Source organism: Actinobacillus seminis (genome assembly GCF_002263215.1).
Classification (GTDB): Bacteria; Pseudomonadota; Gammaproteobacteria; order Enterobacterales; family Pasteurellaceae; genus Actinobacillus_B; species Actinobacillus_B seminis.
Map to the genome: position 1 here is coordinate 1 of NZ_NLFK01000009.1, position 24,691 is coordinate 24,691.

The 24,691-nt window shown below is 40.9% G+C and carries 20 protein-coding genes, 1 other RNA gene and 1 pseudogene; 10 read left to right on the top strand and 12 right to left on the bottom strand.

Translation table 11 applies throughout. From position 1 onward, the window contains the following. Window positions 1–1,988 (top strand): hemagglutinin repeat-containing protein (locus CFY87_RS08945; RefSeq protein ID WP_143226171.1); only part of this gene is annotated, 1,988 nt, incomplete at its 5' end. A gap of 115 nt (window positions 1,989–2,103) precedes the next feature. Here the strand turns inward: CFY87_RS08945 and grxB are convergent. Then, on the bottom strand, window positions 2,104–2,751 hold the full coding sequence (gene grxB, locus CFY87_RS08950) for a glutaredoxin 2 (RefSeq protein WP_094946843.1): 648 nt from the start codon (window positions 2,749–2,751) through the stop codon (window positions 2,104–2,106). A 151-nt stretch (window positions 2,752–2,902) separates the two neighbouring features. Between grxB and CFY87_RS08955 the strand changes: the two genes are divergently transcribed. Further along, complete coding sequence (locus tag CFY87_RS08955) at window positions 2,903–3,769, top strand: fructosamine kinase family protein (protein WP_094946844.1); 867 nt, start codon at window positions 2,903–2,905, stop codon at window positions 3,767–3,769. 105 nt (window positions 3,770–3,874) lie between these two features. Here CFY87_RS08955 and CFY87_RS08960 read toward each other — a convergent pair. From CFY87_RS08960 to rnpB, 3 genes and pseudogenes are all read right to left on the bottom strand, one after another. Then, window positions 3,875–4,012: pseudogene (locus tag CFY87_RS08960) on the bottom strand (MFS transporter); the annotation flags it as partial. A gap of 126 nt (window positions 4,013–4,138) precedes the next feature. Next, window positions 4,139–5,029 carry a Dyp-type peroxidase gene (locus CFY87_RS08965; protein ID WP_094946845.1) on the bottom strand — a complete coding sequence of 297 codons (891 nt, stop codon included), beginning with the start codon at window positions 5,027–5,029 and terminating at the stop codon, window positions 4,139–4,141. 527 nt (window positions 5,030–5,556) lie between these two features. Then, window positions 5,557–5,943, bottom strand: an RNA gene (gene rnpB / locus CFY87_RS08970) — RNase P RNA component class A. A 105-nt stretch (window positions 5,944–6,048) separates the two neighbouring features. On the opposite strand from rnpB, the gene CFY87_RS08975 reads away from it, so the two are divergent. Together CFY87_RS08975 and CFY87_RS08980 are read left to right on the top strand one after the other, a co-directional pair. Then, the gene (locus tag CFY87_RS08975) at window positions 6,049–6,984 is read left to right on the top strand and encodes a KpsF/GutQ family sugar isomerase (protein WP_094947011.1); all 936 of its coding nucleotides are present in this window, start codon (window positions 6,049–6,051) and stop codon (window positions 6,982–6,984) included. 4 nt (window positions 6,985–6,988) lie between these two features. After that, complete coding sequence (locus CFY87_RS08980) at window positions 6,989–7,537, top strand: KdsC family phosphatase (protein WP_094946846.1); 549 nt, start codon at window positions 6,989–6,991, stop codon at window positions 7,535–7,537. A 190-nt stretch (window positions 7,538–7,727) separates the two neighbouring features. Here CFY87_RS08980 and cdd read toward each other — a convergent pair whose 3' ends face one another. The 3 genes from cdd to folE all read right to left on the bottom strand — a co-directional run bounded on the left by cdd (window position 7,728) and on the right by folE (window position 10,531). After that, a complete protein-coding gene (cdd, locus tag CFY87_RS08985) occupies window positions 7,728–8,621 on the bottom strand; it encodes a cytidine deaminase (protein WP_094946847.1) in 894 nt (297 codons plus the stop codon). Window positions 8,622–8,847: 226 nt separating this feature from the next. Further along, on the bottom strand, window positions 8,848–9,675 hold the full coding sequence (locus CFY87_RS08990) for a GIY-YIG nuclease family protein (protein ID WP_094946848.1): 828 nt from the start codon (window positions 9,673–9,675) through the stop codon (window positions 8,848–8,850). Between the two features lie 202 nt (window positions 9,676–9,877). Next, entirely contained in the window at window positions 9,878–10,531 is a 654-nt protein-coding gene (gene folE / locus CFY87_RS08995; protein WP_094946849.1) for a GTP cyclohydrolase I FolE, read from the bottom strand. A 147-nt stretch (window positions 10,532–10,678) separates the two neighbouring features. Here folE and moeA point away from each other — a divergent pair, with 147 nt between their 5' ends. Next, window positions 10,679–11,902 (top strand): molybdopterin molybdotransferase MoeA, encoded by a 1,224-nt coding sequence (gene moeA, locus CFY87_RS09000; protein ID WP_094946850.1) that lies wholly within the window; start codon window positions 10,679–10,681, stop codon window positions 11,900–11,902. Between the two features lie 3 nt (window positions 11,903–11,905). Then, on the top strand, window positions 11,906–12,631 hold the full coding sequence (gene moeB / locus CFY87_RS09005; RefSeq protein ID WP_094946851.1) for a molybdopterin-synthase adenylyltransferase MoeB: 726 nt from the start codon (window positions 11,906–11,908) through the stop codon (window positions 12,629–12,631). A 343-nt stretch (window positions 12,632–12,974) separates the two neighbouring features. On the opposite strand, the gene CFY87_RS09010 is transcribed toward moeB, so the two are convergent. Genes CFY87_RS09010 through CFY87_RS09020 form a run of 3 tightly spaced genes read right to left on the bottom strand, consistent with a single transcriptional unit; the run spans window position 12,975 to window position 15,572 of the window. After that, entirely contained in the window at window positions 12,975–13,559 is a 585-nt protein-coding gene (locus CFY87_RS09010; RefSeq protein WP_094946852.1) for a UbiX family flavin prenyltransferase, read from the bottom strand. After that, a complete protein-coding gene (gene purF / locus CFY87_RS09015; RefSeq protein WP_094946853.1) occupies window positions 13,549–15,060 on the bottom strand; it encodes an amidophosphoribosyltransferase in 1,512 nt (503 codons plus the stop codon). Before purF ends, CFY87_RS09010 begins: the two co-directional genes overlap by 11 nt. Window positions 15,061–15,074: 14 nt before the next feature. Further along, window positions 15,075–15,572 carry a CvpA family protein gene (locus CFY87_RS09020; RefSeq protein ID WP_094946854.1) on the bottom strand — a complete coding sequence of 166 codons (498 nt, stop codon included), beginning with the start codon at window positions 15,570–15,572 and terminating at the stop codon, window positions 15,075–15,077. A 253-nt stretch (window positions 15,573–15,825) separates the two neighbouring features. Here CFY87_RS09020 and CFY87_RS09025 point away from each other — a divergent pair, with 253 nt between their 5' ends. Then, window positions 15,826–16,758 (top strand): bile acid:sodium symporter family protein, encoded by a 933-nt coding sequence (locus CFY87_RS09025; RefSeq protein WP_094946855.1) that lies wholly within the window; start codon window positions 15,826–15,828, stop codon window positions 16,756–16,758. 62 nt (window positions 16,759–16,820) lie between these two features. Here the strand turns inward: CFY87_RS09025 and yfbV are convergent, their stop codons facing one another. Continuing rightward, window positions 16,821–17,264 carry a terminus macrodomain insulation protein YfbV gene (gene yfbV, locus CFY87_RS09030; protein ID WP_094946856.1) on the bottom strand — a complete coding sequence of 148 codons (444 nt, stop codon included), beginning with the start codon at window positions 17,262–17,264 and terminating at the stop codon, window positions 16,821–16,823. 271 nt (window positions 17,265–17,535) lie between these two features. Between yfbV and CFY87_RS09035 the strand changes: the two genes are divergently transcribed. Together CFY87_RS09035 and pta are read left to right on the top strand one after the other, a co-directional pair. After that, entirely contained in the window at window positions 17,536–18,756 is a 1,221-nt protein-coding gene (locus CFY87_RS09035) for an acetate kinase (protein ID WP_094946857.1), read from the top strand. A gap of 63 nt (window positions 18,757–18,819) precedes the next feature. Next, entirely contained in the window at window positions 18,820–20,958 is a 2,139-nt protein-coding gene (pta, locus tag CFY87_RS09040) for a phosphate acetyltransferase (RefSeq protein ID WP_094946858.1), read from the top strand. 112 nt (window positions 20,959–21,070) lie between these two features. Here the strand turns inward: pta and topA are convergent, their stop codons facing one another. Further along, a complete protein-coding gene (topA, locus tag CFY87_RS09045; RefSeq protein ID WP_094946859.1) occupies window positions 21,071–23,668 on the bottom strand; it encodes a type I DNA topoisomerase in 2,598 nt (865 codons plus the stop codon). Window positions 23,669–23,765: 97 nt separating this feature from the next. Here topA and CFY87_RS09050 point away from each other — a divergent pair, with 97 nt between their 5' ends. After that, entirely contained in the window at window positions 23,766–24,656 is an 891-nt protein-coding gene (locus CFY87_RS09050; protein ID WP_094946860.1) for a LysR family transcriptional regulator, read from the top strand. Window positions 24,657–24,691: the final 35 nt, after the last annotated feature.

A 24,691-nucleotide genomic window follows, 5' to 3' on the forward strand; every position in this document is an offset into this window, starting at 1 on the left:
TTGACAGCACCAACACGCAAATTACAGCTCAAGCTGAGGCGATTGTGCCAAACCAAATGAATGGCGTAATTATTAACTTACCAGAACAAAGTCTATATCAGATTAACCCCGACGCCCCTAATGGTTATTTAGTGGAAACCGATCCGCACTTTACTAACCGTAAACAATGGCTTAGCTCCGACTATATGTTTAACGCATTGCGTTACAATCACGAAAATGTGCAGAAACGATTGGGAGACGGGTTTTATGAACAACGCTTGATAAACGAACAAATTCATCAACTCACCGGACGACGCTTTTTAGATAATTACCAAACCGATGATGAGCAATACAAAGCCTTAATGGATAGCGGTATTTATTATGCCAAAAAATTTAACCTGCTCCCCGGTGTCGGCTTAACAGCGGAGCAAATGGCAGAGTTGACTGCGGATATGGTGTGGTTTGTGAATAAAGACGTCATACTGCCGAGTGGTAAAAAGTTGACAGTTCTCACTCCACAAGTTTATCTTGTCGCACGAAATCTTGATGTAACTTCACAAGGTGCTTTAATTTCAGCGAGAGAAATTATGGGTAATATTAACGGAAAACTTACCAATACGGGAACGATTGCGGGGCGAAATCTGACCGCACTTTCTGCCAAGAATATCAACAACCAAGGGCTTGTTTTGGGGGATTCCGTCAATTTACTTGCAAAGCAAAAATTAGTTAACCTCGGCGGTAGAATTGAAGCTCTTGATTCAGTGACATTAGTCGGTAAAGAAGGTGTTGACATTGCAAGTACAATAACTCGCCGAGCTTATCAAGATGACTTTGGTAATAAATTTGACCGCACTCATGTAGATAACCTTGCCGGTATTCATGTCAAAGATAAAAACGGTAAATTAATTGTTCACAGCCCAAAAGATGTTACTATTAAAGGTGCAGAACTCAATAGTGCAGGCGGAATACTTGTTCAAGCCAAACATATTGATATTGGTACCCTTAATACAAAAAATAAAACGGATTACAATGCGGATATGGATAATTACTACCGCTTAGAACAGCATCAAGAAGTCGGTTCTCAATTAAATGGAAAAGGTAATATCACCCTTGCCGGTGAACAGGGCATTGTGATTCGCCAAGGGGAAATTCATAGCGAGAACGGTGATGTTCATATTGCCTCAAACGGTAATATTCGCATTGAAGAAGGGCGTCATAAAGAGCGGCTTTCTTCTGCCTCTAAAGTGAAGCATAGTGGTTTTCTTCAATCCACGACAGATATCACTAAACATGACCACCATTATGATTTAGCTCAAGGCTCAAGCATAGACGGTAAAAATGTGTTATTACAAAGCAATGCTAACCTGACGGTTCAAGGCTCAAATATTGTTGCTGAAAATCAGCTCAATGCTCGAGCGAAAAACATCGCAATTAAGGAAGCAGAAAACCGTGTTTTCGAACAAGATGTTGAGAAAACCACGAAATCAGGCTTAATGGGTTCAGGGGGATTTGGCTTTAGCATTGGCGAAAAGAAAAACACCACAGAAACCAATCAAACCAAATATTACGCTACAGGTAGCCAAGTGGGAACCCTGAAAGGAAACGCTACCCTACTTGCCCAAGACCATTATCACCAACAAGGCAGTACCGTCTCTTCCCTTGAGGGCGATGTGATTATTGGTGCGAAAAAAGTCGATATTTTGGCTGCAGATGACCGATACGAAAGCCATTATAAACAGACGATGGAACAAAAAGGTTTTACGATTGCGGTGAATATTCCAGTGGTGCAGGCGGTACAAAATGCCCTTGCGGTAGCGAAACAAGCCGAACAGGTGGGCGACAGTAAAAACAGTCGAATTAATGCCATGGCAGCGGCGAATACCGCATGGAGTGCGTATCGAGCGGGACAAGGGTTAAAGCAAGCGAGTCAAAGTCTCAGCCAAATGGCGAACGGTAATATGATTGACCTATTCAGATTGGGGTTGATCTTCTATATTTTAAATCCCTAGGATTAAATCTGTGCATTTTTGCACCGCACTTTTAGTTATACCTACCTTGTGCGATAAAAGTGCGGTGTATTTTGGCACCGTTTTATCGCAATGCCAAAACTTGCAACTTGCGAACTTAGATTGCTTGGTCAAAATAAAGCGCTACTTGGCTTAAATTTGCCATAGTTTGTATATAATTCAATACATTTTCAGGGAAAACCACGCCTTTGACGCAGGTTAAATTACGCAGCATTGGGAACAGCAAAATATCTTCTTCCGATAATTGTTCGGCGGCGGATTCTGCGCATAAAATAAGCGGTGATAATTCGAGCAAATCTTGCTGCAAACATGTCAGATATTGCGGTGATTGGGCGAAAAGTTCAGCAAAATCGCCAAAATGTTCGCTTTTCTTTTTGACAAAATAATCCACCGCACTTTGTGTGGTGTATTCGCCTAATCTCAAGCGTACAAAACGCGGTATTAATAAATTGTTATAATAACTGCCGACGTTTTTCATCCACGCCTCAATTTCCGGGCGCACTGTCGGAGACAAGGATTTTTCGCCATAAAATGCATCCACATAATGCACAATCTCCAAACTTTCCGGCATTGCCGAACCGTCCTCTTTGACTAAAATCGGCAACATTTTTTTACCAACCAAATCTGCCGGCGTTTTTTCATCGTCATAAGGCAAAGTAATCAATTCAACCGCTTGATTTTTCAAACCGAAAATCATTCTGGCACGCACGCAAAACGGACAATGATCATAAACATATAATTTCATTTTCAGCTCCTTTTTAATAATCATCAATTAACTTAGCATATTCCAATAAATTTTCAGAGATTTTTTGCAAAAAATTGACACTTATCACAGAAATTTGCCGCATTTCCCTTTACTATCAAACATAATCCCACACACAAAACAGGAGGATATTATGTGGAAAGCTATTTCGCAGTTGCTTGCCGATCAATTCGGTGCTTACTACAACATTAAATGTAAAAATAATGTTCATACCGGTGAAATACACGAAGCTTGGCTTATTAGCGACAATATTCAACCTGTTTTTGTCAAAGTTAATGAAAAATCCTATCGCTCAATGTTTCGAGCTGAAGCGGATCAGCTGGAATTGCTCGCAAAAACCAATACGGTGAATGTACCGCGTGTTTATGGCGTAGGTTGCTCCCACAGCCACAGTTTTTTGTTGCTTGAAGCATTGTCGCCGGCGCCGATTACGGATGTTGAGATGGGCGAATTAGGCAATCAGTTGGCCGCCTTGCACCAAGTAAAAGGTACTAAAAATTACGGGTTGGATTTTGATACTTGGCTGGGGCCGCAATATCAACCCAATAGTTGGAACGGAAGTTGGGCAAAATTTTTCAGCGAACAACGGATCGGTTGGCAATTGCAAATTTGTAAAGAAAAACAATTAGATTTCGGCAACATTGATGAAATTGTGCAAAAAGTGGCACAAATCTTGGCAAAACATAATCCGAAACCCTCATTGTTACACGGTAACTTATGGATTGAGAATTGCACTTCCGCTAATCAAAAACCTTATATTTATGATCCCGCTTGCTATTGGGGCGATCGAGAATGCGATTTGGCGTTTACGGAATTATTCGAACCTTTCCCTGCCAAATTCTACGAAAATTATCACCGCACTTTTCCTTTGGATGAAAGCTATCAAGAGCGTAAATTAGTGTATCAGCTTTACCATTTGCTCAATTTTAGCCATCGTTTCCGCCATCATTATATTGAGTTAACTAAAACAGTGCTGCAAAAATTGCTGATGCAAGACTAACAAAAAACGCTGATAAATTTCCTTAATTTATCGGCGTATTAGTTTGGTTTAAAATAATTGTAAATCGCACGTTTCTTTCACTTTCTACAGCGCTAGATACCGACAGCCGATAATCACGGTTAAAACTCCCATTAATAACAACGACATAATAAAGGTATTTTTACGCCCGATACGATCGCCAAAATGCCCCAAAAGCGCCGCGCTTAATGGACGTGCCACAAAGGTTAAGGCAAGGGTGGCGATATGAGATCGGCGCTATGGAAGAATTAATGATTATCCGGTTGCAAAGATAATTTAAATTTTAAAAATAATTAAACAAAAACGGTGGAGACCACCGTTTTAATCCAATTCAATACCATCAAATAGTACTTACAAGCTCATCAATTTTTCCAAAGATGGAGCAAAATAATAGCTGCCGGTCACTGCTTTAGTAAAGCCTAACAATCGATCAGTTTTTCCATCAATTTCGCCGAACATACTTAATAATTGCTGTTCAATATTGTGCAAACTATAGCAATAGGCAATGAAAAATAGCCCGTTTGTACCGCTGGCAGTACCATAAGGCAAACTTTGACGTAAAATTTTCAACCCTTCTCCATTTTCTTTAATATCGACGCGTCCTACATGTGAAGTCTCCGGTACCTCATCTAATTCAACGCTGTCCTCTTTGGTACGCCCAATCACATCTTCTTGTTTTTTATCGGTTAATTTTTTCCATTTCGCTAAATTGTGTTCATAACGTTGCGTAAACACATAGCTTCCGTCTTTATCGGCGCCATCTTGAATAATGCCGACTAAAGAGCGTTGCTCATCTTGTGGATTTTCCGTTCCGTCGATAAAACCGGTTAAATCGCGTTCTTCCACCCAACGGAAACCATGAATTTCTTGCGCGATTTGGATGCTGGAGCCGAAAGCCGCCAATGCCGCCTGTGCCACAGAAAAATTCACATCCGGACGTAACGATTGAATATGAACCAACAAATCATATTGCGTCGCAGGCGCAGTTAAATCGCCTTTACCCAAGGTTGAAAACGGTTTTAATTCAACCGCACTTTGCTTATCCGCCAATTGTTTCCACACGCGATCACCAAAAGCAACTACCGCACCTAAATTTGCCTCAGGATATTGTTGTTGCAAGGCTGCCAATTTTTCGCAAAATACCCGCGCCGCCTCAGGAATTGCCGTTAAATCGACAATATTGGACTCCAGATAAATTGCAGCTTTGCAATGTTCTAATAAAATCCCGCTTTGAATTGTCATTTTTTCCTCTCTTAAACTTTCATTTTCACCTTTTCCATCATAATCCTTAAGCGTTTGTTTTTCAATATAAATAAAGTTGAAAACTCATTAAGCTTCACCTTAATTTTCGCCCCAAAAGGAATCAATTAAACGACGATAATCAACATAATTTTGTCATTACGACGACACTATTTTACCTTACTTGGCAACAACATTTTAAAACCATTGATGATTTACCGGCACAGGCGTTGGCACAATACCAAACCGGCGATATTGACACGAAAAAAATCAGTGTAACAAATGCAACATGACAGTTATAAATTATTTTTGATGAGATCCTTGTTATGCTCCAATACGAATAAAAAAGTTAAATATTAGTATAAATCAATATGTTACAATGTAATAGTCGTGGGAGGCAAGGCACACAGGGGATAGGAAAAAAAAAAAAAAAACAAAATGGTATTGGTGCCTTAAAATATAGTCAAAACAAAAATGGCGCTTAGATTCCTATCCAAGCACCATTTTTATTTTATAATTTTTATATAAAATTAATGAGTTAGTCGATAAGCCGGGTTCTGTCGTGGACAATCATTCCTCTAGACGTACATTTACACATACGCTCAAGCAACCTACCCGAATCCCAAGCGGGCAACTCGTTGGATTCCTATTTGGTCTTGCTACGAGTGGAGTTTACCCTGCCATGACATGTTACCACGCACGCGGTGCGCTCTTACCGCACCCTTTCACCCTTACCTGATCTCAATTGAGCCATCGGCGGTTTGCTCTCTGCTGCACTGGTCGTAGGCTCACGCCCCCCGGACGTTATCCGGCACTCTGCCCTATGTAGCCCGGACTTTCCTCTCGTTTACTTGTCCCGCAGGTCGTCTTATGACGGTTAAGGGCTTCAATAAACCAGCGATTGTCTGACTAACTCAAGGCGCAGTATAGCGTAAATTCAATCTAAAAGATAGGGGCTGTTTTTAAAGGAAAACTTGCGTTAAAATAACCGCACTTTTCCAATCATGAAAATGGTCAATACAATGGAATATCTAAAAATTGCACGCGATACCCTCGCGATTGAGCAACAAGCCTTAGCAAAATTAGCACATAATCTTGATGACGCCTTTCAAAGCGTGGTTGAAGCGATCTTAAATTGCAACGGACGCTTAGCGGTAGGCGGTATTGGGAAGTCAGGATTAATCGGCAAAAAAATGGTGGCAACCTTTGCCTCCACCGGTACACCAAGTTTCTTTTTACATCCAACCGAAGCCTTTCACGGTGATTTAGGAATGCTAAAACCGATTGATATTGTGATGTTAATTTCCTACAGCGGAGAAACGGATGATGTCAATAAACTCATTCCCAGTCTAAAAAATTTTGGCAACAAAATCATTGCAGTCACCGGCAATAAAAACTCGACATTAGCCCGACACGCTGATCATATCCTTGATATTAGCGTAGAACGGGAAGCCTGCCCTAATAATTTGGCACCCACAACCTCTGCGCTGGTAACCTTAGCCTTAGGCGACGCTATTGCAGTTGCATTAATTAACGCGCGTGATTTCCAACCGGCGGACTTTGCTAAACTCCATCCGGGCGGCAGCCTTGGTCGTCGTTTGCTTTGTCGTGTTAAAGATGAAATGCAAACCCGTTTGCCTATTGCACAATTGAAGACCTCCTTTACCGATTGTTTATCCATCATGAATGAAGGTCGTATGGGTGTTGCTTTAGTCATGGAAAATCAACAACTTAAAGGAATTATCACGGATGGCGATATTCGTCGAGCCTTAACTGCCAATGGTGCGGAAACCTTAAATAAAACTGCCCAAAACTTAATGACCTCAAATCCTAAAACCATCAATTACAACTGCTATCTCGCCGAAGCCGAAACGCTAATGAAAGAGAAAAAAATCCATTCCTTGGTGGCAGTAGATGATGAAAATAATGTGGTAGGTTTAATCGAATTCTCAAGTTAATAAAATGATTAATAACGAAAAATTACAAAAAATTAAATTCATTATCACGGATATTGACGGTGTATTAACCGACGGATTATTACATTATGACGCTAATGGCGAAGCCATTAAAAGTTTTCATGCTCGTGATGGATTAGGTATCCGTATGTTGATCGAACAAGGCATTCAAGTTGCGGTATTATCCGGACGTGACTCCCCTATTTTGCGCAAACGTATCGCTGATCTTGGTATTTCACTGTTTTTCTTAGGAAAATTGGAAAAAGAAAGCGCCTGCTTTGAACTAATGCATCAAGCCGGCGTCAATGCTGAAGAAACCGCCTATATCGGCGACGATAGTGTCGATCTTCCGGCATTTGCGGTATGTGGCTTGTCTTTTACCGTTGCTGATGCACCGCATTATGTCAAAGATTGCGCCGACCATTGTCTTTCTTTACCCGGAGGCAAAGGCGCCTTCCGCGAAATGTCCGATATGATTTTAAATGCCCAAGGCAAAACCGACGTGTACGCCACTGCCCAAGGTTTTTTAAAAACGGTGAAAAACATGGCACAGTAAAAAATACCCGGTTACTTTTTATCTATCACTGGCGCAAACGTTGCTTGCACCGGTGATTTATGAAAGAATCATCAAATTTTAACCGCACTTTTCTCTCTTGTTTACGGGAAAGAAAAACACTGCTTATTATTAATAATGTAATTAATTGATTTTTTATATTGCGGTGACTATCGTCACCCACCCCTCTACCCTAAATACTTATTAACTCAAGTTCAACCTCACACAAATACCCTAAAACCTCTTTTGCCATTTGGCAATAACTTAAATTTAGCGATTGTTCCACAAGGACAGCACGAGCAATATTATCGACTTCATTACCGTTAAGCAATAAATAATTTAAGGCAACTTGCATTGCCGGTAGGCTTGGATTAAAGGCGGCATTTTCCGCATAACTACCATGGAAAATTTGTCCGTCTTGTAACTGAATTGCGACGCCATGACGACTATTTGAATAAGGCGCATGGGAAGCATTGGCGGCGTTAAGCGCGGTTTGGATTAACGGATCTTGAGTTTCATAATGCAAAGCGCTTTCCGTAGGGCCGAGTAAGCGCTGCTTAATATCTAAATCATTCGGACCAAACGCCTCCGGTAAATAACGCTGCAACGTATTGTTGGGACTATGTGGTAAATGAATACGCAATGTCTCTGCGGAATTCAGTTCATTCATAAATTGACGACAATGTCCGCAAGGTGTGTAATTTACGCTGATGTCCGTTAATTGGGTTTCTTTACGCATCCAAGCATGAGAAATCGCACTTTGCTCCGCATGGATGGTTTGCTGAATATGGGTTGCACAAAATTCCTGATTAGCACCAAAATATAAATTCCCGCTCTCTCCTCGCACCACCGCACCGACGCTAAAATGCGAAATTGTCGGGTTGGCGTAACAGGCGGCGATCGGTAATAAAATCAATGCGAGTTGTTGCGCGGTCAATCGATATTTTTGGCAAAGATGTTCAACGCTAAAGTGCGGTAAAAATCCTTGAAAATGTTGTTCTTCGAGAATATGCCAAAGATCTGTGGCAAGTTGAGGATTTTCCAGTTGACAAAGACCGGTTTGAATTTTCGTTGAGATATGTTTCATCTTCTCCTCCTATGGTTTGATTAAATCATACTGAATTATGCCCAAAAGTAAGCAAGATTTTACCTTATTTGTGAGAGAGATCAAAAAATGCACTTTATTTTTTAATTTGATAACTCGACGTTATCCTTTTAATGATGAAAATATCATTTTCATTTATAATAAATTGTCGAAATTATCGCGACCGAGGTTTCGACAACGAAAAACCCTACAAAATTTCACCGCACTTTTATTTATCCCAACAAAACTCCACGCTTATTCCCAGTTCATCCGCAAAATTTTGAATCGCTTTGCGGCGATCTTTGGTTGATGAATGTGTATGAAGAAAAAGATTTTCTTCAAGTTGAACCGTATATGCCATTCCATTTGGGCGGAAACTCGGTTGGTTGCCAATACAATGTCCAACGGTTGGTTTGCCATTTAAACAAAATTCTTCCACTAAAGGGCGATATTTGGCGCTTTTTAATAAAAAGAGAAAGAAATTCACTTGGTTATCTCGGTAACTTTTTCCTGAAATTTTATGCCCGTCAAATTCAATATAATGTTTTTTGGATTGTATTTCTTCATCCTCAATAAAATCCGTTTCAAAAATATTAATGTGTGCAACTTCATCCATAATTTCTTGAACAATATTCCAGATATTATCTGCTTTAATTTTATTAGTTTTATCAATATATGATTGATTTCCTAAGGTATTATTATCTAACATTAACCCCGTTTTCTTAAAGGCTTCAATTAATTTCTTTTCTAAATAATCCGTTTGCGATTTATCTAAATGACCATCTTCTCGTCCAAAGAAAATAATTTGGTTCCACCAAGATTTATTTTCATCATTATCATGTTTAATTAGACGATCATAAATTTTATTACTCGCTTGTCCGACATAACGTCTATTTTCGCCTAATAGAACATAAATACCAGCTTTGTTTGCTTCTTCTAAATATTTTAATGCTTTTAAATCATTGCGCTCTGCAATAGCTAAGAAAGCAGGTTCTTTGGTGTAAACAGTAATATTATCTCTTGCGCGATCGCTAATAATCACAGTATGCGTTACCATAAATTAACGTCTCCATCTTAATCTTTCATATAGTTTATCAAGAATTCCACCGCTCTTTTACCATCATTTCATTCTGTTCTCGTCTATTTCGCCGGCAATAACGATAAATTTTTTGATATTAAATATAGTCAATCAGTTAAAAAGGATATTCTGCGATATTTCATATTGCTCTGCACTTTTACAAAGCAATATCAATAGGAGCTTAGCGAATTAATGTTAAAAACTCTTTGCGGGTTTCTCGGTCATCGAGGAACACGCCACCAAAAGCGGAGGTGACAGTGTAACTGTTGGTATCTTTTATACCGCGACATTTAACGCAAAAATGCGTCGCTTTAACATAAACCGCCACATCTTCTGTCTCTAAAATAGTTTGAAACGCCAAGAGAATTTGTTCGGTTAAACGTTCTTGCACTTGCGGACGTTGGGCAAAAAAAGAGATGACGCGATTAATTTTGGATAAACCAATCACCCATTTTTTCGGATAATACGCCACGGAGACCATACCGTCGATAGTAACAAAATGATGCTCACAGGTACTGGTTAAAGTAACGTCGTTAACAAGCACCATTTCACTTACTTTCATGCGGTTTTCAATATTGGTGATTTTCGGAAAATTGGCATAATCCAATCCACTGAAAATCTCATCAATAAACATCTTGGCTAAGCGTGCCGGCGTTTCTTCTAAACTGTCGTCACGTAAATCCAATCCAATCAATTTCATTACTTCGCGCATATGTTGTTCAATGCCAACGCGTCGTTCATCTTTACTTTGTTGAGGTGCGATCATTGGTGTTTCAATTCCCTTAGCGATAAGGGCTTCCCGTACTTTTTTCGCCTCCGGCAAAATACTGTCCATGAAATTACTCCGAAATAAATCAATCCGCACATTCTATCAAACTCTCGTAGAATAATAAAATGAGAATATTCATTAACGATAATGAAAAGAATTGAAGTACAATAAACCAACTTTATTGTTAACCAAAAGTAAGATAAGGATCATTTTATGTTGACGATTGAACAAGCGATCAGCCAAATGTTAAATCAACTTCCCTCCCCTTCATTACAACACGCCGAAACGCTATCCCTCGCCGAGGCGGTTAATCGAATTTGCGCACAAGAGGTGATTTCGCCGATCAATGTGCCTTCTTTTGATAATTCAGCAATGGATGGTTATGCGGTACGTTTTGCCGATTTGCAATCATCGTCCACCTTACCGGTAGTAGGAAAAGCCTTTGCCGGTAACCCTTTTGGCGGTGACTTGCCGGCGCAAAGTGCGGTGCGTATTATGACCGGAGCCATGATCCCTCCGGGGGCTGATACGGTGATTATGCAAGAAGATACGACCTTAAATGAAGATGGTAGCATAACTATTAATGGGTTACCGAAAAAACGCGGTCAGCACGTGCGTAAATTAGGCGAGGATGTGAAACAAGGGGAGGCGGTATTAAAAATCGGTGCAAAATTGACCGCACTTTCCTTGCCTCTATTAGCTTCATTGGGCATTACGGAAGTTCAGGTTTTTCCACGCGTCAAAGTCGCCATTCTTTCCACGGGCGATGAATTAGTCCCTGTAGGGCAACCGTTGCAGGCAGGACAAATTTATGACACTAATCGTTTTGCGGTGAAATTAATGTTGGAAAAATTAAATTGTGACGTCTTGGATTTTGGCATTTTATCCGATTCCCCAGAAATATTTGAGCAAGCCTTTATCAATGCGCAACATCAAGCGGATTTGTTAATTACCAGCGGCGGCGTTTCTGTGGGGGAAGCGGATTTTACCAAAACGGTGTTGGAAAAAATCGGCAGCATTAATTTCTGGAAAATTGCGATGAAACCGGGAAAACCTTTTGCTTTCGGCAAATTGGAAAAAGCATGGTTTTGTGGTTTACCGGGTAATCCCGTTTCGGCATTGGTCACATTTTATCAATTAGTACAACCTGTTATCGCCAAACTTAGCGGTCATCAAGAATGGGCGCCAACACAACGCTTAAACGCCATTGCCGCGACAAATTTGAAAAAAGCGGTAGGCAGAACCGATTTTCAACGTGGCTTTTATTCTCTCAATGCACAAGGACAAATTGAAGTAAAACCGGTAGGTTTTCAAGGTTCACATTTGTTCAGTTCGCTGGTAGAAAGTAATTGTTTTATCGTACTGGAAGCGGAGCGTGGTCATGTGGATGCCGGTGAAACAATTATGATTGAGCCTTTTAATGCAATTTTAGGATAACTTATGGCTGAATTGACTCCCGCAGAGGAAATGCGTTATAACCGTCAAATTGTTTTAAAATCCGTCGATTTTGACGGGCAAGAGAAATTAAAAGACAGCACCATGTTAATCGTCGGACTCGGCGGCTTGGGCTGTGCTGCGGCGCAATATTTGGCAGTGGCTGGCGTGGGAAAATTGATTTTACTGGATTTTGATACGGTCTCTTTATCCAATTTACAACGTCAGGTCTTGCATGCTGACGAGCGGTTGGATTGGCTAAAAGTAGATTCTGCCAAGCAGTCGCTGCAACAACTTAATCCCCATATTGAAATCCAAACTTGTGGTGAAATATTAGAAGATGACGGCTTGTTTGCCTTGATAAAAGAAGCGGATGTTGTGCTGGATTGTACGGATAATGTGCAAACCCGTAATCAATTGGATCATATCTGTCAACAAAGTAAAACGCCGTTAATTTCCGGCGCTGCTATTCGCATGGAAGGTCAGGTATCGGTGTTTACTTATCAAGAAAACACCCCTACCTATCGCCAATTAAGTCAGCTTTTTGGCGACAATGCGTTAAGTTGTGTGGAAGCCGGCGTACTGGCGCCGATTGTTGGCATTGTCGGTTCAATTCAAGCAATGGAAGCGATAAAAGTGCGGTTAAATATTGGTGAGAATTTGTGTGGGCGATTATTGATGATCGATGGGTTAAACATGAATATTCGCGCGCTTAAATTGCCACTTGGTTGAGATTTCAATCTTTCTTGATAGAATAAAATCGATTCGAGAATCAATCATAAGGAGAATTCCATGCTAAAAATCGCATCAATCATGATAATGGCTGCGCTATTGAGCGCTTGTTATATAACCCCAGCTCGCAATATACATTGTTGATCAAGACAGACATTTAGATCAACTTAAACAAATTACCGAGGTGAAAGTACATCCAAATGTCGTTCAAGTCAAACCGTTAAGGTAAAACCGGGGGAAAGTAAAATATAAATCTGCACGATATTATCGTTAATCGTATCAGATAAAGATGATAAACATTGAAAAAACGACCGCACTTTTCTCTATGTTTACAAGCAAAAATCTATTCCCCCCAGCGCTGAAATAAATCCTGCTCCAATTCAATGCCAAGATGATCGCAAAGCCGGTTAACACCTTGATTGATAATATCATCCACGCTTTGTGGCTGATGGTAAAATGCCGGCATCAACGGCACAATTTGCCCGCCGATTTCCGCAAGTTGCATCATTAAGCGCAAATGCCCCAAATGCAGTGGCGTTTCGCGTACACATAAAATCAGCGGTTTGCGTTCTTTTAAGCAAACATCTGCAGCACGTGTAATCAAATCATCCGTGTAGCTATGGGCAATACCGGATAAGGTTTTAATCGAGCATGGTACCACAACCATCCCTAATGTACGGTAAGAACCGGAGGAGATTGCCGCGCCAATATCACGCACATCATAGTTATAATCTGCTAAATCGCGAATTTGTTGTACGGAATAATCCGTTTCCGCTACCATCGCCTGTTTTGCCGCATTGCTAATCACCAAATGCGTTTCAATATGCTCAACAGATTTTAAGACTTCAAGCAAACGTATCGCATAAACAATGCCGGAAGCACCGGTGATACCGATAATTAAACGTTGTTTTTTTGTCTTAACGTTCATTGTGAATTTCTAGGTTAGCGGCATCTTTTTCGCGTTTTTTCTTCGCACTGTCATTGCGTAATCCGGCGATATTATCCAAATATTCTGCGGTAATATCTCCGGCGATATATACGCCGGTAAATACCGAACAATCAAAATCAGTAATATTCGGATTTTCTTGTTGTACGGAGCGGGTTAAGGCTTCAAGATCTTGGAAAATCAATCGATCTACACCGATTAGCTGCGCAATTTCGTCCACCCCGCGACCATAAGCGATAAGTTCGGTTTTTGTCGGCATATCAATACCATACACATTCGGATAGCGAATTTCCGGCGCTGCCGATGCAAAATAAACTTTCTTCGCACCGGCTGCTTTTGCCATATCGACGATTTGTTTTGAGGTTGTACCGCGCACAATAGAATCATCAACCAATAACACATTTTTGCCTTTAAATTCGGAGGAAATGGTATTTAATTTCCGTCTTACCGCACTTACTCGTTGGGTTTGCCCCGGCATAATGAACGTGCGTCCTACATAGCGGTTTTTCACAAATCCTTGGCGATAAGGTTTGTCTAAAATATGTGCAATGCGCAACGCAATATCGTTGGAAGTTTCCGGCACCGGAATCACCACATCAATATCCAACGCTTTCCATTCTCGCGCAATTTTTTCGCCCAATCGTTCGCCCATGTGAACACGTGCGGCATAAACGGAAACGCCATCAATGTAAGAATCCGGGCGAGCAAAATAAACATATTCAAAAATACAAGGCGTTAAACGCGGGTTCTCTGTACATTGCTTAGCATACAATTGTCCATCGAAAGTAACATAAATCGCCTCTCCCGCCTGAACATCACGCACAAACTCAAAACCGACAATATCAAGCGCGATACTTTCCGAGGCAAACATATATTCGGTTTTGCCATTTTCTTCCCGCTTGCCCAATACCAGCGGACGAATTCCGTGCGGATCGCGAAACGCCACCATCCCATGTCCGATAATCATCGCGACACAAGCATACGCCCCGCGAATATCCTGATGGGTAGATTGAATTGCGCTAAAAATATCTTGTGGGCTTAATTGGTAATTTTGTGTTTGATCCAAATGATACGCCAAAATATTCAACAACACTTCAGAATCCGAATTGGTATTGACATGACGGCGCGCCAAGCTAAATAACTTCTCTTTTAATTGATCCGAATTGGTCAAGTTTCCGTTATGTACTAAGGTCAATCCATAAGGCGAATTTACATAAAAAGGTTGCGCCTCTGATACACTTGAACTTCCCGCTGTCGGATAACGCACATGACCAATTCCGGCATTGCCTTGTAATCGAAGCATATGGATTTGTTGAAATACATCACTGACTAAACCATTGGCTTTGCGCAAACGAAAGCGATTTTCGTCGTCTACGGTAACAATTCCGGCAGCGTCTTGTCCGCGATGCTGCAATAAGGTTAATGCATCATAAATGGATTGATTAACCGGGCTTTGACTGACAATTCCAACAATACCACACATACTGGATTGATCCTCTATTTTAACGGTGAATTAAGTAAACTTGAATTTTCTTTTAATTGTTGAAAAAACCACTCAACAATAAACCCAAAGTGCGGTATTAATTTGGAGTTTTTCCACCAGTCACTTTGGCTGAAATTCGTAAATGTATCGACAAAGAATAGTAACGCCGCCACGATAAGTACGCCGCGCAACAAACCGAAACAAGCGCCTAACACCCGATCGGTACCGCTTAGCCCCGTTTTATCCACTAATTGGCTAATCACATAATTGACAATGGCGCCAATAATCAATGTGGCAATAAACAAAATCGCAATCGCCGCCCCATCCCGCAAGTACTCGGATTGAATTTGAGTTAAATAATTGGCAAGATAAGGGTAAAAATTATTTGCCACCAAAAATGCAACTACCCAGCTGGCTAACGACATCACTTCACGCACAAATCCACGTAACAAACTGACAATCATAGAAAAGGCAATGATACCAATAATAATGAGGTCAATATAACTATCCATTACATCATCTCTAAAAAAGACGCATTTTTTCGACCGCGCTATTCTAACAAAAAACGAAAACGTTTGCGTAGTAGAAATTGCGGTTTTTCAAACTCGTCGGTTAATAAAAAAGGGCTACACTATACCACAATTTAGCGGCAAAGTTGGAATACGCTTTCATGGATAAATAAAACATCCTCCCTAATCCGTATTGCAATAAATCTTTTTTATGTTATTTTTTTCAAATATTAAAATAGATTTTTAAGGATAATTCATGCAAACACTATTAAAATTCACTCAATTTATCAGTAAAACCTTCGCCTTGTGGGTATTGCTGTTCGCGTTTTTAGCCTTTCAATTTCCGCAATATTTTGTCGTATTTAGTCGCTTAATTCCTTATCTGTTGGGCATTGTAATGTTCGGTATGGGAATTACCTTGACCTTTAATGATTTCGGTGAAGTCTTGAAACATCCAAAAGCGGTGGTTATCGGTGTTATCGGACAATTTGTGATTATGCCGCTTATCGCGTTTGCGCTGGCAACCGGTTTTAATCTTCCGGCGGAATTGGCTATTGGCGTGATCTTGGTTGGATCTTGCCCAGGCGGTACTTCATCTAATGTGATGACCTATTTAGCCAAAGGAAACACCGCCTTATCCGTTGCTTGTACAACAATTTCCACCTTGCTTTCGCCACTTTTAACCCCTGCAATTTTCTACGTCTTAGCCAGCCAATGGTTGGATATTAACGCTTCGGCTATGTTTATGTCGGTATTACAGATGGTATTATTCCCCATTTTCCTAGGATTAGCGGTAAGAGCCTTATTTAAAAACAAAATTGCCGAACTCAGCCAAACCATGCCGCTGCTTTCAGTAATTGCTATTGTATTGATCTTGTCGGCAGTGGTCGCGGTTAGTAAAGATAAAATTATCGAATCAGGATTATTAATTTTTATCATTGTCATCTTACACAACTGTTTAGGCTATCTGCTTGGGTTCGGCTTTGCCAAACTCTTTACATTAAACACCGCAGACAGTAAAGCGGTTTCTATTGAGGTAGGAATGCAAAACTCCGGTTTAGGTGCAGCATTAGCGGCGGCGCATTTCAATCCGATTGCGGCAGTACCAAGTGCAGTATTTAGCTTTTGGCACAATATCTCCGGTCCAATCTTAGCGAATATTTTCTCCAGTATCAAAAACGAGAAATAATTTGTCCGGCTCACTGCAAACCAAGCAAGTTTGCAGTGATACTTTTCTTCATTATTCTCTGCCTATATTTCATCCCAAAAACTCGGCGGCAATTTCTGCTCGGCTTTGCGCAATAAACAGGCTAAATCGTAATACGTCGGCTTTTCGGGATAAGGAAATAGCGTATCATCCTGCGCATGAACTTGCGTATAAATTTTCGCAAACCATTGTACAGTCCCTGCGGATAATGGCGTTTGCGCCCGTTTTCCTAACCAATATAAGCCTTGTAATGGCAGACAAAGTGAAAAAAGTGCGGTCAAAATAGCGATAACTAAGGCGAAATAAGCAGATTTCATGTAAAGCTGTTGCCATACTATGGAAAATACCGCCACAAATGGCATAAATTTTTGCGCAAACACGGTCGCCTTGATAACGCGGTTTTCCGGAAAAATCATGCCTAATTTATCTTTTAATACCCAAGTAGTTAAATAACGCTGCCCTTGTTTTAAGGTGGAGAAAAAACTCATGTTGATCCTTAGTGATGACAATTTGTTACACCATAACATATTTTTCAGAGTAAAATCAGCCTAAATTTAGGCATTCAAATCCAATAGAGTTATAATTTTTTTTGAATTTTTGATATTTTTTTTGATAAAATACGCATTTTTTGCGGTTCTTAATTTATTTTATTCGCTGAAAAGTGTATTCTATAGAGGTTTTAGATTTTACCAACATATTCGTTCGGTTTTACATATTGAACGAGTTTCGTTTAACATTAATCAAAAATATAGGTTATGTATGTCTCAAAAGTTAGTTCTCATCCTCAACTGCGGTAGTTCCTCATTAAAATTTTCCATTTTAGATCCCATTTCCGGTGATGAAAAACTATCCGGCTTAGCTGAAGCATTCCATTTAGATGACGCACGTATTAAATGGAAATTGCACGGTGAAAAGGGAAATGCCGATTTAGGTGCAGGTGCTGCTCACAGTGAAGCCTTAGCATTTATTGTTAATCACATTTTTCCATTAGATCCGTCATTAAAAGAGGATATCGTTGCTATCGGTCACCGTATTGTTCACGGTGGTGAAAAATTCACATCCTCCGTCGTGATTAATGATGATGTTGTTAAAGGGATTGAAGATGCAATCCAATTTGCACCGCTTCACAATCCGGCGCACTTAATCGGTATTCAAGAAGCGTTCAAAATGTTCCCACATTTAAAAGATAAAAATGTGGCAGTATTCGATACCGCATTCCACACCACAATGCCTGAAGAAGCATTCTTATATGCACTTCCATACTCATTATATAGAGAACATGGCGTTCGTCGTTACGGTGCACATGGTACCAGCCACTACTTCATTAGCCGCGAAGCCGCAAAACGTTTAGGCGTAGCAGAAGATAAAGTTAATGTCATTACTTGTCACTTGGGTAACGGCGGTTCCGTTTCTGCGGTTCGTCACGGTGAATGTATTGATACTTCCATGGGGTTAACGCCATTAGAAGGTTTGGTGATGGGTACCCGTTCCGGCGATATTGATCCGGCAATCGTATTCTATATGCACGATACATTAGGCATGTCAGTGGATGAAATCAACACTACCTTAACTAAAAAATCCGGTCTTTTAGGCTTAACTGAGGTAACCAGCGACTGTCGCTTTGCAGAAGACAACTACGACAACGAAGATGAATCTTTACGTGTTCCGGCACGTCGTGCATTAGATGTTTACTGCTACCGTTTAGCGAAATATATCGGTTCTTACATGGCGGTTATCGGCGAACGTTTAGATGCTATCGTATTTACCGGCGGTATCGGCGAAAACTCGGCTCACGTTCGTGAAATCACCTTGAATCACTTAAAATTATTCGGTTACAGCATTGATAATGAGAAAAACTTAGCCGCGCGTTTTGGTAATGAAGGCATCATTACTACAGATAATACGCCAGTAGCAATGGTTATTCCAACTAATGAAGAATTAGTAATTGCTCAAGATACAGCACGTCTCTGTATCAAATAATAAAAACAGACTGCCGAGATTATTCGGCAGTTTTCTTTTCATCAAAGATAAATAAGGTTTATTATGTCACGTACCATTATTCTTATTCCTATCAGTGCCGGTGTAGGATTAACCAGCGTCAGTCTTGGTTTAATCCGTTCTTTAGAAGAAAAAGGGACTAAAATCGGCTTTATGAAACCGATTTCTCAACCGAACACCGACGAAGATAAATTGGATCGTACCACTTCAATTATCCGTACCAGCACAGCGATTGAAACTGCCGAACCTTTTATGTTGAGTGTTGCCGAAAGCCTGATCGGTCAAAATCAATCCGACATATTATTAGAAAAAATCGTTGAAAATCATCAAATCCTAGCTAAAAACAATGAAATCGTTGTAGTTGAAGGTTTAATTCCAACCCGTAAACATAGCTATGCGAACAGCATTAACTATGAAATTGCACAAGCCTTAGATGCGGAAATTATTCTTGTTGCCGCACCGACAACCGAAACGCCGGCGGAATTAAAAGAACGTATTGAAGCGGCAGCCTCTCAATTTGGCGGTAAACATAATCCAAATTTATTGGGTGTGGTCATCAATAAATTTAATGCTCCAATTGACGAATCAGGTCGTACCCGTCCGGATCTTAGCGAAATTTTTGATGCTTACCAACATAGCCATAACAATGTATCGGAAGTGTATAAATTATTCGAAAAAAGCCCGATTAACGTGCTTGCCTGTATCACTTGGAATGCGGAATTAATCGCCACACGTGCTATTGATTTAGTAAATCATTTAAGTGCCAGCATCATCAACGAAGGTGAAATCAAAACCCGCCGTATTCGTAGTATCACATTCTGTGCCAGATCCTTGCCCAATATGGTAGAACATTTCCGTACCGGTAGCTTGCTTGTTACATCTGCCGATCGTCCGGATGTATTAGTTGCCGCAGCATTAGCCTCTAAAAACGGTATTGAATTGGGCGGCGTATTATTAACCGGCGGCTATCGTATCGACAATCAAATCCAAAAACTTTGCTGCTCAACCTTTGAAAGCACCGGTTTACCAATTTTCCGTATCGAAGGAAACACCTGGCAAACTGCATTAAGTTTACAAAGTTTTAACTTGGAAGTTCCGGTTGACGATAAGGAACGTATTGAAAATATCAAACAATACACCAGCCAACAATTTGATGCTGACTTTATCAATAGTATCGTCGCAGCTTCTTCTCGTTCTCGTCGTCTTTCTCCTCCGGCGTTCCGTTTCCAATTAACTGAATTGGCACGCAGTGCTAAAAAACGTATTGTGTTACCGGAAGGGGATGAACCACGAACTATCAAAGCCGCCTCACTTTGTGCTGAGCGCGGTATCGCAGAATGTGTATTATTAGCCAACCCAGCGGATGTTAAACGCGTTGCAGATGCTCAAGGTGTACAACTTGGCTCGGGTATTACAGTGATCGATCCGGTTACCGTACGCGAAAACTACGTAGAACGCTTAGTTGAATTGCGTAAAAATAAAGGCATGACCGAAGAAGCGGCGCGTGAACAATTAGAAGATACCGTAGTTCTTGGTACCATGATGTTGGAAGCAAATGAAGTGGACGGTTTGGTCTCCGGCGCAGTTCACACTACTGCCAACACTATTCGTCCACCAATGCAAATCATCAAAACTGCACCGGGTAACTCCATTGTTTCTTCGATCTTCTTTATGCTCTTACCGGATCAAGTGTTGGTTTACGGTGACTGTGCGGTGAACCCGGATCCGAGCGCAGAACAATTAGCCGAAATCGCTATTCAATCTGCCGATTCCGCTAAAGCATTCGGTATCGATCCGAAAGTAGCAATGATTTCCTACTCTACCGGTACTTCAGGTAGCGGCGCGGATGTAGAAAAAGTGAAAGAAGCGACCCGTATTGCCAAAGAAAAACGTCCGGATTTACTGATCGACGGTCCGTTACAATATGACGCCGCAGTAATGGAAGACGTAGCGCGTTCTAAAGCGCCAAATTCACCGGTTGCAGGTAAAGCCACCGTATTCATCTTCCCTGATTTGAATACCGGTAATACCACGTATAAAGCGGTGCAACGTTCTGCGGACTTGGTTTCTATCGGACCAATGTTACAAGGTATGCGCAAACCGGTAAACGACTTGTCACGCGGTGCTTTGGTTGACGATATTGTTTATACTATCGCCTTAACCGCTATCCAAGCGACACAATAGTCGATAATCCAAACAACAAAGGCTAAACCCCATGGTTTTAGCCTTTTTTATCCTCAAAGTGAGGTCAAAAATATGTTATTTTTTTCACCGCACTTTTCTTTAAATCAGAGAATTATTTCATTACCCATTTCCCATCAATATAATTCACGATCCATTTAGTCGCTTTGCCATTTTTCTCCGAAGTAACATATTGCCGTTTTTCTTTACGACTGAAACGAATAATGGCTTCATTACCTTCCGGATCAAATTGAGGCGCCTGTGCAAGATAGCGCAATTTTTCCGGCAAACGATCACGATATTGTGCTAATTCCGATACTTTTGCCACCCGCGTTTCGCGCGATTTCGGGAAATTATGCGCCGACATAAACACCCCGCTCGCACCATCACGTAAAACAAAATAGGCATCCGATTTTTCACATTTTAACTCAGGAAAATGTACCGGTTCTTCTTTTGGCGGTGCAACTTCCCCATTTTTCAAAATCTTACGGGTATTATCGCATTGCGTACACGCCATATATTTGCCGAAACGTCCGAGTTTCAAATGCATATCCGCGCCGCACTTGTCACATTCCACTACCGGTCCATCATAGCCTTTAATTTTATATTCCCCCTGCTCCACTACATATCCGTCACAATTCGGATTATTCCCACAAATATGCAGCTTACGATGAGCATCAATCAAATAGCTATCCATGGCGGTATTACATTTCGGACAGCGTTTACGCTCCATTAACGCCTTGGTTTCAGAAGACTCATCCAATACGTTCAACAATTCGGCTTCCGGTATTAAATTTATCGTTGTTTTACACCGCTCTTTTGGCGGCAACGCATAACCGGAACAGCCTAAAAATACACCGGTACCGGCGGTACGAATTGCCATTGGACGCGAACAAGTCGGACATTGAATATCGGTCAACACCAAACTATTCGGTTTCATCCCGCCCTCCAACTCATCTAATTCCGCTTTACTCAAGCGTTGGGAAAAATCGCTAAAAAATTGATTTAATTCTGTTTTCCAATCTTTTTTGCCATTCGCAATTTGGTCTAAAATATCTTCCATATTGGCAGTAAAATCGTAGCTCATCAAATCCGCAAAGGATTGATTTAAACGATCGGTAACAATTTCGCCCATTTTTTCCGCATAAAAACGACGATTTTCTACGCGTACATAACCGCGCTCTTGGATCGTCGAAATAATCGCTGCATAAGTGGACGGACGCCCGATACCACGTTTTTCCAATTCTTTTACTAACGCCGCTTCCGTAAAACGCGCCGGCGGTTTAGTAAAATGCCGTTGCGGATCAACCTTATCCAACGCTAATTTTTCGCCTAATTGTACTGCCGGTAACTCTTGATCTTCCGGATTTTTGCCGGATTGCGGCAAGACTTTCGTCCAACCGTCAAAACGTAAAATTCGCCCTTTCGCTTTCAATTCATATTCGCCGGCATTCACCGTTAAGGTTGTGTTGTCATATTGCGCCGCCGGCATTTGGCACGCCACAAATTGACGCCAAATCAAATCATACAGGCGTACCGCATCTTTTTCCATTCCGCTCAACGCACTTGCACTTAAGCTCACATCTGACGGACGAATAGCTTCGTGCGCTTCTTGCGCATTGGCTTTGCCGGAATAAAAATTCGGTTTTTCCGGCAAATAGGCTTGACCATATTGTTGATCAATATAATTACGCACCATATTTAGCGCATCTTGACTTAAGTTAGTGCTGTCTGTACGCATATAGGTGATATAACCGGCTTCATACAAACGCTGCGCTAACATCATGGTTTTTTTCACGCCAAAGCCTAAGCGTGTACTCGCGCTTTGTTGCAACGTGGACGTGATAAAAGGCGCACGCGGTTTCGAGCTTGTCGGTTTAGTTTCCAAATCAGAGACGATATAATCGGATTTTTGCAAAAAATTCACCGCACTTTGCGCTTGTTCCGCGGTTTTCGGCTCGAATTTTTTCCCGCCGAAATGCGTTACTTCCAAGCAAATTGCCGCTTTTTTCGCATTTTTTACCGCAACATCCACCAACCAAAACTCTTCCGGTTTAAAGGCTTTAATTTCGCGCTCACGCTCTACTAATAATTTCACCGCTACTGATTGAACTCGCCCGGCAGATAAGCCCCGCGCCACTTTTTTCCAAAGCAAAGGCGAAACCATAAATCCCACTACGCGATCTAAAAAACGACGAGTTTGCTGCGCATTTACCCGATCAATATTTAAATGTTCCGGTTTTTCAAAAGCTTGCTTAATCGCATTTTTAGTAATTTCATTAAACACTACGCGACGAAAACGCGACTCCTCGCCGCCAATCACTTCACGCAAATGCCAAGCAATTGCCTCTCCCTCTCTATCCAAGTCGGTAGCAAGATAAATATGATCTGCCTTTTTAGCCAAAGACTTCAATTCAGCAACCACTTTTTCTTTGCCCGGTAAAATTTGATAATTAGCGTCCCAATTGTGATAAGGATCTATCCCCATGCGTTTTACCAACGCTGCACGCTCCTTTTCACTTTTCATTGCCTGCTTTTGTTCTGCTGTCAATCCTTTGCTTGAGACCGGTTTGGCTTTTTCCGTGGTCACACTACCTGTCGGCAAATCGCGAATATGCCCGACACTGGATTTCACTACGTAATTACTGCCTAAATATTTATTAATAGTCTTTGCTTTCGCAGGAGATTCCACAATAACCAAGGATTTACTCATTTTTTATTTACCTAATCTATTTTCTTTTAATAAAATTGCCGATATATTGCTAACTATCTGCTGATAGGTCAACCATTTTTTTAATAAGGATGCATAAATGGACAAACTGAATGCAATTTCTGTGTTTTGCCGCGTGATTGAAACTCAAAGTTTTACGCAAGCGGCGGCACAACAAAATATCTCCGTTGCAATGGCAAGTAAGCTCGTTTCAAAACTGGAGGAACACTTGAAAACGCGCTTATTGCAACGAACCACCCGTAAAATTGTTGCCACTGAAGCCGGCGTGATCTATTACCAACGCTGTCAACCGATTTTAAACGAGCTGGAAGATGCCGAATCCAGTATTACCAACCTCGCCACTACGCTGCAAGGCAACCTTAGTGTCTCCATTCCTCGCGATTTCGGTTTACGTTTTATCGCGCCGAATTTAATTGAGTTTATTAAACAAAATCCCAATCTGCACTTGGATATTGAATTTAACGACCGCGTCGTGGATTTAGTTGCGGAAGGCATTGATCTGGCCTTGCGTATCGGTCAATTGCAAGACAGCTCCTTGGTTGCTAAAAAAATCGGTACCACAACTAAACACGTGGTTGCCTCGCCGAAATACATTAAAAAATACGGACAACCCAAAACACCGGATGAATTAAAAAACTTCGATTGTTTACTATATAAAAAATCTAACCAAATTCATTGGGAATTTAAAAAACAAAATAAAATCTACAATATCAAACCTGAGTCCAAATTGGTTTGTAATAACGGATTAACCTTGGTTGAAATGACAAAATCCGGTCTCGGCATTATCAACACCCCGCGCTTTTTTATTGAGGAAGAGCTGCAATCCGGTGAATTAGTGGAACTTTTCCCTGATTATCAACAACAGGATATGAATTTATATTTAGTCTATCCACACCGTCGTCACTTGACATCAAAAGTCAAAGCCTTTATTGAATTCATCCAAGGTCTTAACCTTTATACGAAAAAATAATCCTTCATTGCTTATGAATCATGTCCCTAAAAGCG